Origin of the sequence: Ligilactobacillus sp. 110_WCHN (assembly GCF_030518115.1) — a bacterium.
Taxonomy (GTDB): Bacteria; Bacillota; Bacilli; order Lactobacillales; family Lactobacillaceae; genus Ligilactobacillus; species Ligilactobacillus aviarius_C.
Map to the genome: position 1 here is coordinate 31899 of NZ_JAULLI010000005.1, position 11346 is coordinate 43244.

Below are 11346 nucleotides of genomic sequence, written 5' to 3' on the forward strand. Positions count from 1 at the left end.
ATTATTTCCTCCTATTTTTTAAATATTCTGAACGTAGGTCTTTGGCGTGGTTGATTTCGCGTTGGGGCGTTTTTTGAGTCTTTTTTGTAAATCCATGAGTGATGATATAGTGAGTACCTTCCTCATGAAAGTAAAGACCGCGTTGTTGATTATTGGAAACGCGAGAACGAACTTCATATAAGTTTTTATCAATCCGCTTAACCCAATTATGTTGGATGCCAGTACTAATTCCCTGAATGGAAATCATCTTAATGATAGCCAGCAGTCTTGCTCGCTCCTTTTTGTTAAGACTTTCAAGGTACTCTAAAAATTCTGTGTGCCCATTTGGCCGAGTATAAAATTCAAAAATTACTTTTTCCATGTTTTTATGATAGCGTATATAGGTTTAATAATCAATTTGAGATGTTTTAAATCGTTAATAAAAATCCAACCGTCGCATGATACGGTTGGATTTGTTTGAAAATATCATTCTTCTTTATCAGAATCAACCTTTTGGGCTTCCTTTTGAATTTTATCAAATTCAATCATTGAGAATGGCTCGACATCCGTGCTTTCTGGTTGAATGGGGGCGTTCGAATCAATGATGACGTTGATGGTAACAACGTCCTTTTTGTCGTCTGTCTTTTCGACCTTTGCTTCAGTTGTGAAGTTGCTATGTAACTGGAACGTTTCAGCAATAAAACCGGCTTCAAGCTGAAAGTCTGGTTTTTCCGTTGCACCAAACCGGACCTTGACCGGTTCACCGCTTAATTCAAAGGTGTGTTCTTCTTTCTTTGACTTGGTGTGGGTCAATGTTCCCCAACCGGCATATTCAAAGAACAAACGCAAATCATTATCGGTTGCAAGCAATAATTTACGCGCCAAAAGTTTTCCGGCCCAATACATGATATCGTCGTTATTACCAACAAGTGATGGAACCAAAACGTCGCGCAAAAGTTCACTGCCAAGCGTGATTCCGGTTTGATGACCTAATACTTGATTATAAAAGTCTTTTTTCATAATTAAGCTCCTCTAAACTTATCGTTATGTCTAATTATACCTTTTTAAAGGTAAAAATTCTTACTAATTTGGAAAATCAATGATAGAATAAGGATAAATTTAAGAGATGGGGAATCAAAATGCCGAAGATTTTAATTGCAACCAAAAATCCAGGAAAAGCACGTGAATATCGCAAAATCTTTGAACCAAAGGGCTTTGAAGTCACAACGTTGTTGGATCTTGATGCGGATCAAGTTCCAGCAATTGATGAAAATGGGAGTAGCTTTGCTGAAAATGCATTGATTAAGGCAAATGCCCTAATGAATGTTACGCATGCGACGGTTTTAGCTGACGATTCAGGATTATGTGTTGACGCCTTGGATGGGGCACCGGGAATTCATTCAGCTCGGTATGCGGGAGACCATGATGATGTTGCAAACCGCAAAAAATTGCTTGAAGCATTAGAAGGTGTTCCGGCAGATAAACGGACAGCTCATTTTCACACATCAATCGTGGTTGTTCACCCTGATAAGGCTCCGCTTGAAGTTAGTGGTGAAGCATTTGGTCGGATTCTTGATCACGAAACCGGCAGTGATGGGTTCGGCTATGATCCGTTGTTTTATTCAAACGATTTGCAAAAGTCATTTGCCGAAGTTTCCGTTGACGAAAAGAACCGCGTTAGTCATCGGGGGAAAGCCGTTAAAAAGTTAATGGCTGAGTTTGACAATTGGTGGCAAGATTAATTAAGGAATGAATTGAATGCGACACGAAATTGAAAATCTCAAACTGCGAATGATCAAGTGGAGTATTTTTACCATTATTATTTTAGTAATGAGCGAACTTTTTAAGATTAAGTTATTCTTGGTGATTGGGTGTTTGAGTTTAGGGTGGTGTCTGATATTATTTGCAATGTTTATTTATTTTTCGTTGCGGCATTTTTATGATAAGTGAGCTTGATTTTTATTAACGACAGGGTATAATAGAGAAAGTAACTTTGCCCGTTGGTCAAATTGGTTAAGACGTCGCCCTCTCAAGGCGGAGTTGCGGGTTCGATCCCCGTACGGGTGATATACTCTGAGAATGCTCGTGTTTATGAGCATTTTTCTTATATCAAGAACCAAATCTTAGTTTATTGAACGATAACTTGGTATAATAAAGGAGTAAAAGGCAGATAAGGAGGAATAACATGCTAAAGAAAACAAAACATTTCTTAAGAGCCCATGGCGTTGACTATGAAAAAGAGCACGTTAATCCATTAATTGTGCCTGAAAAAGTGTATGTTTTAAAGTTTGGCAAAAAAGGCGAAAAGCTTAATAACCGCTTTATTGTAGATCACACGTATACATGGACCGGACGCATTCGGATCAATAAGATTATTCTCCGCTTACATGGGCAACACCACCCGCGGGAATTTAATAGCGAAACAGATTTGTTATTATATTTGAAAAAGCATGCCAAGTCATTTGCAAAGGCAAATGCTTAATTAGCATGACTGATGAAAGTTATGAAAGACAGGTTTTCGATTAAAACGAGAGCTTGTCTTTTTGTTTCAATATTTAAATCTGAATTGCGAATTTAAATGATAGGGATGATTTTTCATTTCTGTTACATTTGGCAATTTTAGTCAAAATCATTTGAGGTAGTTTGGGGAGTTTAGTAAAATAAAGGCATTAGATAATAATTACGGAGGTGTTCTGGATGGCATCATCAGATAAGACGGTTTTCTTTGATTATAACGAGGGGGAACAAAAAGAAATTCATCAAACGTTACAAACGGTATACAATGCACTTGAAGAAAAGGGATATAATCCAATCAATCAAATTGTTGGGTATCTGATTTCAGGTGATCCGGCATACATTCCCCGGGCTGATAATGCGCGGAACTTAATTCGAAAATTTGAACGGGACGAAATTATTGAAGAGTTAGTTCGTTCATACCTTGATAGAGAGGATATGAAGATCAATTGGCACGAATAATGGGACTCGATGTCGGTTCAAAAACGGTTGGGGTCGCTGTAAGTGATCAATTGGGCTGGACAGCACAGGGAGTAGAGATCGTCCGAATCAATGAAGACGAAGAAGTTTTCGGCTTAGACCGGGTCGTTGAGCTTGCAAAGAAAAAACAAGTTGTCGGGTTTGTGATCGGCTTACCTAAAAACATGAATAATACTTGCGGCCCGCGGGTTGAAGCTGCTCAAAAATATGGTAAGATGTTACAGGCAAAGATCAATTTGCCAATTGATTTTCAAGATGAACGGTTAACGACGGTTGAAGCCCAGCGAATGCTGATTGAAGAAGCAGATGCTTCACGAAAGAAGCGTTATCAGGTGATCGATAAACTGGCAGCAACGTTGATCTTGCAAAACTATTTAGATCGCAAGGGCAAACTGGTAGACTTACTAAAGTGAGGTAAAGGAATGGCAAAAAATAATCAAAACCAATCAAATGATGATAATTTGATCACATTAGTTGATGATAAGGGAAATGAAAGTTTATATGAAATTTTATTCACGTTTAAATCTGAAGATTACGGCAAATCATATATTCTTTTAATTCCAGCTGGCTCAGAACCAGAAGAACAGGTTGATGTGCTTGCTTTTGCATTTGATCCGGATGAAAACGGCGATGCAAAGGATGCAGAACTTTACGACATTGAAAGCGATGAAGAATGGGACATGGTCGAAGGGGTTCTTGATACATTCTTAAACGACGAAAATATGCAATAGTCATGTTCAAGTTAATCGTAAAGAGGTTGTGACACAAGTCGCAACCTCTTTGCTATATCCGCATAATCGGGTTCCAAAACAAACGGAGCTACGACGCGAAGCTAGTGAAGTTCGAAAAGTTCCGAATCTATGCTCCGCGATTCGTTCGCTTTTCTGCTTCCACCACGCTCGTTTTTAACGTTTTGTCACACCTTCTTTTTTAGTAGCCTAAAAATTAATTTTTAAATGTGGTAGAATATTAGCGTTAATTTTTTAATTAATGTGAAGGAAGAGATATGATTAGTTTACTTAAGTTAGTATTATTTTTGATTCCAGCAGGCTTTCTTGCCGGAATTTCAAGCAGTGCAGCAGGGTTGGCATCGCTTGTTTCGTACCCGGCATTATTAATGGTCGGCCTGCCGCCGGTAATGGCCAACGTTACGAATACATATTCATTATTAGCGTCTGGATTCAGTTCGATTATTGCTTCGAAGCAGGAATTGAATGGTAAGAAAAAACAAATCTGGCAAATTTTGCCGTTATCAATTTTAGGCGTGATTTTCGGAGCGCTGTTGCTATTCTGGATTCCATCGACAATTTTCAAGAAAGTTGTTCCATTCTTTATTATGTTTGCGGGAGTTATGGTTCTTGTTCCAAACATGCGGCAAAAAACGATTGTTGCTGATGAGCAGGTTAGCATTGGCAAACGGCTCGCAGTTTATCTAGGAATTCTTCTTGAAGGTATTTATACCGGATATTTTGGTGCTGGGGGCGGTGTTGTTTTGCTGGCGCTTTTGATCGTTATTAATCGGCAGAATACATTTGCGGTCAATAATGCATTAAAGAACTTTACGTTAGCCTTTGCAAATGTGATTGGCGCAGTTGTTTATCTTTTTAAGGCGCCAATTTTATGGAAGTATGTTATTCCGTTGGCGATTGGATTGTGGTTTGGCGGCCTTGTTGGACCGAAAATCGTCCGGGTCGTGTCTGATCGCAAAATGCGGATCGTATGCTGCATTTTATCATGGATTCTCGGAATCTCATTATTTTTACAAGCATATCATTTAATTTAGGAAAACGGATCGCAAGTTTGCGGTCCGTTTTTCGTATTTAAAGATGAGGTGATGTAAAAATGAGATGTTCATGGGCAGAAAATGGAAAGCAAAGCATGATTGATTTTCATGATCATGAATGGGGTAAGCCGCAACATGATGACCAGCGTTTATTTGAGCTGCTTTCGCTGATGACATTTCAAGCAGGATTGCAATGGCAATTGATTTTGGATCGGCGTTCCGTTTTAAAACGGGTATTTAATGACTTTGATGTCCCGTCAGTGGCGGCAATGACGGAACGCGAGATTGAAGAAATGGTCCAAGTTGAGTATATGATTGCAAATCGCAGAAAAATTCGGGCAGTTATTCAAAATGCCCGGGTTTTAAATCAGCTTCATGAAAAGAAAATCTTGCTTGATCAAATTGTATGGGGGTTAACCGCGAATCAAGTAGTTGATCATCGGTGGCAGTGTGCGGAACAGATTCCATCTCAAAATTTACTTTCAGTTCAACTAGCGCATCAAATGAAAAATTATGGGTTTACATTTATCGGCCCGAAAAACATGTATGCATATTTAGAAACGGTCGGGGTGATCAATGATCATTTGATTAGTTGTGAATGGCGGTAAGTTATACATTATCCGCAATTATTTGTTCCTTATCATATCGTGCCCGTGATTCAGAAAATTCAAATGGAGTACCATCTTCTAGAAAGACAACTTGTTCAACCCTTAAGACTGGTTCACTATGAATGCAATTAAGATACTTTTGATCATATGCATCAGGAATATCCGCGCTAATAACACGGTTGGCCTTCCCAATTTTGAGATTTAATTTTTGTTCAATAAATGAATAAATTGAATCATTCAAGACATCAATTGTTAGATGTGGAATAATTTTCACGGGCATTATTGTGTATTCAAGCCGAAACGGCTCATTTTGGATAAGCCGTTGCCGGATAATATCATATACTAAATCATTTTCATTAATATGTAGCTTAAGCTGTTCTTTTTTAGTTGGAGTGCGGGTTGAAAAACTAATAATATGACTATGAATTGAAGTAAAGTCTCCGAGTTTGTTTTGAAGACCAAAATGGTATTTAACAGAATCAAGGGTTAGATAACGGTCAAAGCAGTTTCGATTGATAATTGCTGGATGACCGTTTATTTTTGAAATTAAGCCTTTGGCAGCTAAAATATCGAGTGCTTTGCTAAGGGTAACGCGACTAACGTTAAATTTATCAGCGAGGTGTTGTTGACCAGGAAGTTTTGATTGATATGTTCCGTTTAAAATTTGGTTTTCAATTGATTTAGCAATATTCTCTGATAACTTTTCTTTCCTCATTAGTTTTTCACATCCTTTTTAAATATTATAACGAGGAATTCAAAAACATTGAAGATAATTTTTGGCTGTAAATTGATTTATTTACAGCCATTTTAATTAGCATTGTGGTTATGAAAAAATGATGTTACTTTAGCTTTAGAAAACGTTTTCAATATTTTTAAAAGGAGCTTCATTTATGAATTTATCACATTTTCCAAATAAATTTTACTGGGGAAACTCAACTTCAAGCATGCAAACCGAAGGAGCATGGAATATTGATGGGAAGGGCCCATCGGTGTATGACGTTCGTAAAGCAGGAAATAATTCAACAGACTGGCATGTTGCGATTGATGAATATCATCGTTATGAAGAAGATTTGGATTTAATGCAGGAAATGGGAATGAATATGTATCGAATCCAAATTTCATGGTCACGGGTCAATCCAACAGGAAATGGTGAATTTAACGATAAAGGGATTGCCTTTTATGACCGGTTAATTAATGCAATGCTTAAGCGTGGAATTGAACCGATGATTTGTTTATATCATTTTGATATGCCGTTGAAACTTGCTCAAGAAAAGAACGGTTTTATGTCGCGTGAGACAGTTGATGCTTTTGTTCGATTTGCAAAAAAGATGGTCGACCATTTTTCAGATAGAGTGAAGTATTGGATTACGTTCAATGAACATAACTTATATTTCACAAATGAGGTATTTAACATTTCAGGTTATGAAAATGGAGATCGTTGTGTTGATGAAATGTATCAAATTTTCCATCACACGATTTTAGCGCATGCAAGAGTAGCTAATTATATTCATGAAACTTATCCAGATTTGAAGATTGGCGGGATGACGGCATACACCCCGGTTTATCCTGCTACATCTGACCCGTTGGATAATTTAATGGCCAATCAAGTAAATGAATTTTTATATAACAATTTAAACGATGTTTTTGTTAACGGAGAATATTCGCCTCAGGTAATGCAGTGGGTTAAAAATCACGAAATTAAGATGGATATTCAAAAGGATGATTTAGCAATTATTAAACAAACCAGATCCGACTTTTTAGCTTTTAGCTATTACCAATCAACAACCTTGAATAGTCATAAAGTTATGGAGGATGCTTTACCTAATACTTACCTTGAATCAGGTGGAGAAGCTAACCCATATACTCAGCAAACAAAATGGGGATGGAATATTGATGCCCTTGGGTTTCGAAATGTTATTACCGGTTTATATAATCGATATCATGTTCCTGTTTTTCCAATTGAAAATGGAATTGGACTGGAAGAAAAATGGGACGGAGTTCATGAAATTGATGATCAAACCAGAATTGATTATCATCGTGACCACATAAAGGCAATGCGGGATGCGATTAACGAAGATGGTGCAGTTGTGTTGGGATATCTCGGATGGGGATTAATCGATATTCCAAGTTCACAAGGAAATATGGAAAAGCGTTATGGTGCCGTTTACGTAAATCGTTCGAACCATGATCTTAAAGATTTAAAACGGGTTCCTAAAAAGTCATTTTATTGGTTTAAAAAGGTGTTTAAAAGTAATGGAGATGATTTAGATGAGTGACAAAAAGAAAAAGTCTAAAATTGGCGAATTTGTAAATCAGAAAATTGTTCCACCAATTATGAAATTTGTAAACACTAAAGCTGTAAAAGCAATGACAGACGGAATGGTTGCGGCATTGCCGTTTATCATTATCGGATCAATTTTCTTGATTTTTGCTAATTTTCCAATTCCAGCAGTTTCAAATTTTATTGCAAAAACAGGTTGGAAAGTATTTTTTAACCAAGCATATACAACGACCTTTGGATTCACTTCAATTTGGGCAGTAGTCGGAATTGCATATACGTATGTCAAAAATGAAGGATTAGAAGATGCATTGCCTGCCGGATTAACAGCGTTGTCAGCATTTTTTCTACTACAAAGTTTAACTGTTCAAAATCCAGTGGCAACTGCAATGAAGTCTGGCATTACTAACGCAGCTGGCGTAGTTACAACTAAGGCGTCAGTAGTTGCAAGTGAGATTCACCACCTTCCACATGCAATTCAAGCATATATTAATTCGCCAGTTACAAATGTATTGAATTTAACGTTTCAAGGTGGCCAAGGAATGATTGCTGCGTTGATTATTGGGCTGCTTGTTGGCTGGTCATATACTTACATGATTAAACATAATTGGAAAATTACGTTGCCAGAACAAGTTCCAGCCGGTGTTTCACGGCAATTTACAGCAATGATTCCAGCAGGGGTTATTTTAACCGTTTCAATGTTGATTTATGCTGCCTTTAAGGTGTTTATGCACACAGATATGCTTTCATGGATCTATAAGATTTTACAGATTCCATTGGAAGGAATGTCAGATTCATTCTGGGGAGCAATCCTGATTGCATTTGCTGTAACTTTCTTCTGGTTCTTTGGTGTTCATGGCGGTTTGATTGTTGGCGGAATTGCGGGGATTTTCCTTTTACCGAATACAACTGCTAATGCCGCATTGTATGCAGCACACAAACTATCATTAGTAAATGGTGCTCACATCGTAACGAATGAATTTTATAACAATATCATTAATTTAACGGGCTCAGGCATCACAATTGGATTATTGATTTTTACTTTAGTTGCTGCTAAATCAACGCAAATGAAATCAATGGGAAAACTTGAAGCAGTTCCGGCAGTTTTCAATATTAATGAACCATTTTTATTTGGAATGCCGATGGTAATGAATCCATGGCTTGCATTGCCATTCTTCTTTGTTCCGGTAGTTGTTGCCGCTTTGACCTACGGAGCAGTTTATTTCGGAATTTTACCACCATTAAATGGAGTTGCAGCTCCGTGGACGACTCCAATTATTATTTCAGGATTCTTTATTGGTGGATGGAAGTGGGCAGTATGGCAGGGTGTTATATTGATTATTTCAACGCTGATGTACTGGCCATTTGCTAGAAGATATGACAAATATCTTTTGAATGAGGAAACTAGTAATGAAGAAAAAATAGAAAAGCAAGCTAACTAAAAATAGAGGTTATGGTGTAACTAGCCATAGCCTCTATTTTAATCTAGATGAACATCTAATCCAAATTTACTTTGATTTCCAATAAAAATTGAGCGCGATAGTTCAAAAGGACGAGCTTTTTGATCATAACAAACTTGATTAATCGAAAGAATTGCAGTATTTTCTTTAATTTTTAAAAGTTCAGCCTCTTCTTGAGTAGCATTCAGTGCCTGGATAATTCGATGGGCATCGGTAATCTTAAGGCCACGTTTGCCAAGATAATCATACAAAGAGCCTTCAAGAATCTTTGTATCAATTGGAGCAATCTTGGTAGGAATAATAGTGTGTTCTAAACTGTATACTTTATCATTAATAAATCGAAGACGGCGAATATCATATACAGGATCAGAATCATTAAGTTCAAGGGCAGTTTTTTCTTTTTTTGATGGCATTCGAGCATCAAATTTTAAAATTTGATTTTTAATTTTGGCGTCACGATGAGAGTAGGTAACGCCAACTGGGTAATCAAGGGGTAATGTTTCATTATCCGGGAATTTATCCAATCGGGGCTTAACATACGTTCCGGAGCCTTGTTTGGTGTAAATTAAATTTTCCTTTTCTAAGCAATTTAAGGCTTTTTTGATTGTAACTCGACTTACATTAAATTCATTTGCAAGTTGTTCCTGAGTGGGAAGAAGCTTTCCAGCACGGTAGTGATTAGTTTCAATTGATTTTTTTATTTTAGAATAAATGTCCTGGTATCGATAACTATTCAAGGGTAAAACCTCTTTTACTTTTTGTAATTAATATTATTATATTAAAGGTATATTCAAATGTAAAATTTATATTTACAAATTTATAATATGTGTTATTCTATCTTTAGAAAGCGTTTTCTTAATTATGAGTTTTGGATTTGACATGGTTTTAAAAAGGGAGGGAAAATAATGAACTTTGATGTTGAAAAGTTTCAGGCCCCATTATTAAAAATATCTGGATGGGTAGATCAAAATAAGATTTTACAAGCAATAAAAAATGCGTTTATTCGAACGATTCCGTTTACAGTGGTTGGGTCTTTTGCAAACTTAATTAAAATGGAATTAGATGCGTTGATTAAGTCTAAACATCTTCATAATTTTTTCTTAACTGGAATTAGTAATTTATTTGGTTATTTAGGAACAGCAACTTTAGGAATTGTTGCCATTATTGTTGTTTTATCATCATCCTATTCATATGCAGTTGAGCTATCTCGCGATGAACGTTACTCAAAAATGAAACCGATTACAGCGACGCTGCTTGCATTATCATCATACTTCGTAATGGTTCCTAACAGTGTGAATTATCTAACCCCAAAGGCTAAGGTTATTCAAGGATTTTCAAATGATTTCTTTGGGTATGGCGGAATGTTCACTGGATTAATTGTGGGAATGTTGTCGGTTTGGTTATTTGCAAAACTTTCACGAAGTAAGTTTACAATCAAAATGCCTGCTTCGGTTCCACCAAACGTCTTTGATGCATTTTATTCATTGATTCCAATGGCTGAAATTCTTTTGTTATTTGGGATGATTCGATTAGGAATTGAGGCTTTAGGATTTCCATCAATCGTTCAGCTGATTTCAACGGTTTTAATCAAACCGCTTTTAACAGTTGGTACAGGCCTACCTGCGATTTTAGTGGTTATTATTATGGAACAGTTGTTATGGTTCTTGGGATTACATGGTTTCAATATTGTTTGGGGAATTGTATCTGCATTTTGGTTACCATTATTCTTAAAAAATGTTGCTTTGTTTGCAAAAACTCAAAGTTTTGCTGGAATTTCGATTGCCCCAAATACAATTACTAACGTTTATGCAATGATTGGTGGTTCAGGTGCAACTTTTGGATTGATTATTGCAATGCTGATTTTAACGAAGAAGCATGAAAAAGAACGTGAAGTTGCAAAGTTAGCGCTTGTGCCAGGGTGTTTTGGAATTAATGAACCGGTAATTTTCGGATTACCAATTGTCCTAAATCCGATAATGTTTATTCCGTGGATCTGTGTCCCAGTTATTAATGCGATTATTTCGTACACCGTGACAAAAATCGGTTGGGTTGTTCCGTTAGTTGTAATGAATTCAGGAAACGAACCAATTTTTGTAAGTACTTGGATTTTAGGAGCTTTCCATTTAAGTCCTGTAATTTTAACTTTAGTATTAGTAATTTTGGATGTCTTTCTTTATGCTCCATTTGTAATTTTGAATCAAAAACATGAACGGCAAATGGCTAAAGAAAACTTGGCAGCATAAT

The 11346-nt window shown here is 36.7% G+C and carries 14 protein-coding genes and 1 tRNA gene; 11 read left to right on the plus strand and 4 right to left on the minus strand.

The window, feature by feature from the left end:
- Position 1: 1 nt before the first annotated feature.
- Both Q3C15_RS02830 and Q3C15_RS02835 read right to left on the minus strand, forming a co-directional pair.
- On the minus strand, positions 2–361 hold the full coding sequence (locus Q3C15_RS02830) for a type II toxin-antitoxin system RelE/ParE family toxin (protein ID WP_283600662.1): 360 nt from the start codon (positions 359–361) through the stop codon (positions 2–4).
- A gap of 104 nt (positions 362–465) precedes the next feature.
- On the minus strand, positions 466–999 hold the full coding sequence (locus Q3C15_RS02835; RefSeq protein WP_302703989.1) for a DUF2507 domain-containing protein: 534 nt from the start codon (positions 997–999) through the stop codon (positions 466–468).
- Positions 1000–1118: 119 nt separating this feature from the next.
- Here Q3C15_RS02835 and Q3C15_RS02840 point away from each other — a divergent pair, with 119 nt between their 5' ends.
- From Q3C15_RS02840 to Q3C15_RS02875, 8 genes are all read left to right on the plus strand, one after another.
- Complete coding sequence (locus Q3C15_RS02840; RefSeq protein ID WP_204778893.1) at positions 1119–1721, plus strand: XTP/dITP diphosphatase; 603 nt, start codon at positions 1119–1121, stop codon at positions 1719–1721.
- A gap of 252 nt (positions 1722–1973) precedes the next feature.
- A tRNA-Glu gene (locus Q3C15_RS02845) sits at positions 1974–2046 on the plus strand.
- A 118-nt stretch (positions 2047–2164) separates the two neighbouring features.
- Entirely contained in the window at positions 2165–2461 is a 297-nt protein-coding gene (locus Q3C15_RS02850) for a hypothetical protein (RefSeq protein ID WP_057827687.1), read from the plus strand.
- A 215-nt stretch (positions 2462–2676) separates the two neighbouring features.
- Positions 2677–2955, plus strand: coding sequence for an IreB family regulatory phosphoprotein (locus tag Q3C15_RS02855; RefSeq protein ID WP_057827688.1), 279 nt, complete (start codon positions 2677–2679; stop codon positions 2953–2955).
- Positions 2943–3386, plus strand: a complete 444-nt coding sequence (ruvX, locus tag Q3C15_RS02860; RefSeq protein WP_302703990.1) for a Holliday junction resolvase RuvX — start codon at positions 2943–2945, stop codon at positions 3384–3386. Before Q3C15_RS02855 ends, ruvX begins: the two co-directional genes overlap by 13 nt.
- A 9-nt stretch (positions 3387–3395) precedes the next feature.
- Entirely contained in the window at positions 3396–3704 is a 309-nt protein-coding gene (locus Q3C15_RS02865; protein ID WP_302703991.1) for a DUF1292 domain-containing protein, read from the plus strand.
- 275 nt (positions 3705–3979) lie between these two features.
- Positions 3980–4756, plus strand: coding sequence for a sulfite exporter TauE/SafE family protein (locus Q3C15_RS02870; protein ID WP_204778892.1), 777 nt, complete (start codon positions 3980–3982; stop codon positions 4754–4756).
- Positions 4757–4815: 59 nt separating this feature from the next.
- Positions 4816–5364, plus strand: a complete 549-nt coding sequence (locus Q3C15_RS02875) for a DNA-3-methyladenine glycosylase I (RefSeq protein ID WP_289554525.1) — start codon at positions 4816–4818, stop codon at positions 5362–5364.
- A 1-nt stretch (position 5365) separates the two neighbouring features.
- Here the strand turns inward: Q3C15_RS02875 and Q3C15_RS02880 are convergent, their stop codons facing one another.
- Positions 5366–6079 (minus strand): GntR family transcriptional regulator, encoded by a 714-nt coding sequence (locus tag Q3C15_RS02880; protein ID WP_283598940.1) that lies wholly within the window; start codon positions 6077–6079, stop codon positions 5366–5368.
- A 175-nt stretch (positions 6080–6254) separates the two neighbouring features.
- On the opposite strand from Q3C15_RS02880, the gene Q3C15_RS02885 reads away from it, so the two are divergent.
- Together Q3C15_RS02885 and Q3C15_RS02890 are read left to right on the plus strand one after the other, a co-directional pair.
- Entirely contained in the window at positions 6255–7640 is a 1386-nt protein-coding gene (locus Q3C15_RS02885; RefSeq protein ID WP_283598942.1) for a glycoside hydrolase family 1 protein, read from the plus strand.
- On the plus strand, positions 7633–9084 hold the full coding sequence (locus Q3C15_RS02890; protein WP_283598944.1) for a PTS sugar transporter subunit IIC: 1452 nt from the start codon (positions 7633–7635) through the stop codon (positions 9082–9084). The genes Q3C15_RS02885 and Q3C15_RS02890 overlap by 8 nt, the downstream gene beginning before the upstream one ends.
- A 38-nt stretch (positions 9085–9122) precedes the next feature.
- Here the strand turns inward: Q3C15_RS02890 and Q3C15_RS02895 are convergent, their stop codons facing one another.
- On the minus strand, positions 9123–9839 hold the full coding sequence (locus Q3C15_RS02895) for a GntR family transcriptional regulator (RefSeq protein ID WP_283598945.1): 717 nt from the start codon (positions 9837–9839) through the stop codon (positions 9123–9125).
- A gap of 168 nt (positions 9840–10007) precedes the next feature.
- Here Q3C15_RS02895 and Q3C15_RS02900 point away from each other — a divergent pair, with 168 nt between their 5' ends.
- Complete coding sequence (locus tag Q3C15_RS02900; RefSeq protein ID WP_283598946.1) at positions 10008–11345, plus strand: PTS transporter subunit EIIC; 1338 nt, start codon at positions 10008–10010, stop codon at positions 11343–11345.
- Position 11346 lies beyond the last annotated feature (1 nt).

Excerpts from the sequence above, each read along its gene's own strand:
- Q3C15_RS02900 (WP_283598946.1), top strand. The coding sequence starts at position 10,008 with ATGAACTTTGATGTTGAAAAGTTTCAGGCCCCATTATTAAAAATATCT.
- Q3C15_RS02830 (WP_283600662.1), bottom strand. The coding sequence starts at position 361 with ATGGAAAAAGTAATTTTTGAATTTTATACTCGGCCAAATGGGCACACA.
- Q3C15_RS02890 (WP_283598944.1), top strand. The coding sequence starts at position 7,633 with ATGAGTGACAAAAAGAAAAAGTCTAAAATTGGCGAATTTGTAAATCAG.
- Q3C15_RS02865 (WP_302703991.1), top strand. The coding sequence starts at position 3,396 with ATGGCAAAAAATAATCAAAACCAATCAAATGATGATAATTTGATCACA.
- Q3C15_RS02875 (WP_289554525.1), top strand. The coding sequence starts at position 4,816 with ATGAGATGTTCATGGGCAGAAAATGGAAAGCAAAGCATGATTGATTTT.
- Q3C15_RS02855 (WP_057827688.1), top strand. The coding sequence starts at position 2,677 with ATGGCATCATCAGATAAGACGGTTTTCTTTGATTATAACGAGGGGGAA.
- Q3C15_RS02840 (WP_204778893.1), top strand. The coding sequence starts at position 1,119 with ATGCCGAAGATTTTAATTGCAACCAAAAATCCAGGAAAAGCACGTGAA.
- Q3C15_RS02850 (WP_057827687.1), top strand. The coding sequence starts at position 2,165 with ATGCTAAAGAAAACAAAACATTTCTTAAGAGCCCATGGCGTTGACTAT.
- Q3C15_RS02835 (WP_302703989.1), bottom strand. The coding sequence starts at position 999 with ATGAAAAAAGACTTTTATAATCAAGTATTAGGTCATCAAACCGGAATC.
- Q3C15_RS02885 (WP_283598942.1), top strand. The coding sequence starts at position 6,255 with ATGAATTTATCACATTTTCCAAATAAATTTTACTGGGGAAACTCAACT.
- Q3C15_RS02870 (WP_204778892.1), top strand. The coding sequence starts at position 3,980 with ATGATTAGTTTACTTAAGTTAGTATTATTTTTGATTCCAGCAGGCTTT.
- Q3C15_RS02880 (WP_283598940.1), bottom strand. The coding sequence starts at position 6,079 with ATGAGGAAAGAAAAGTTATCAGAGAATATTGCTAAATCAATTGAAAAC.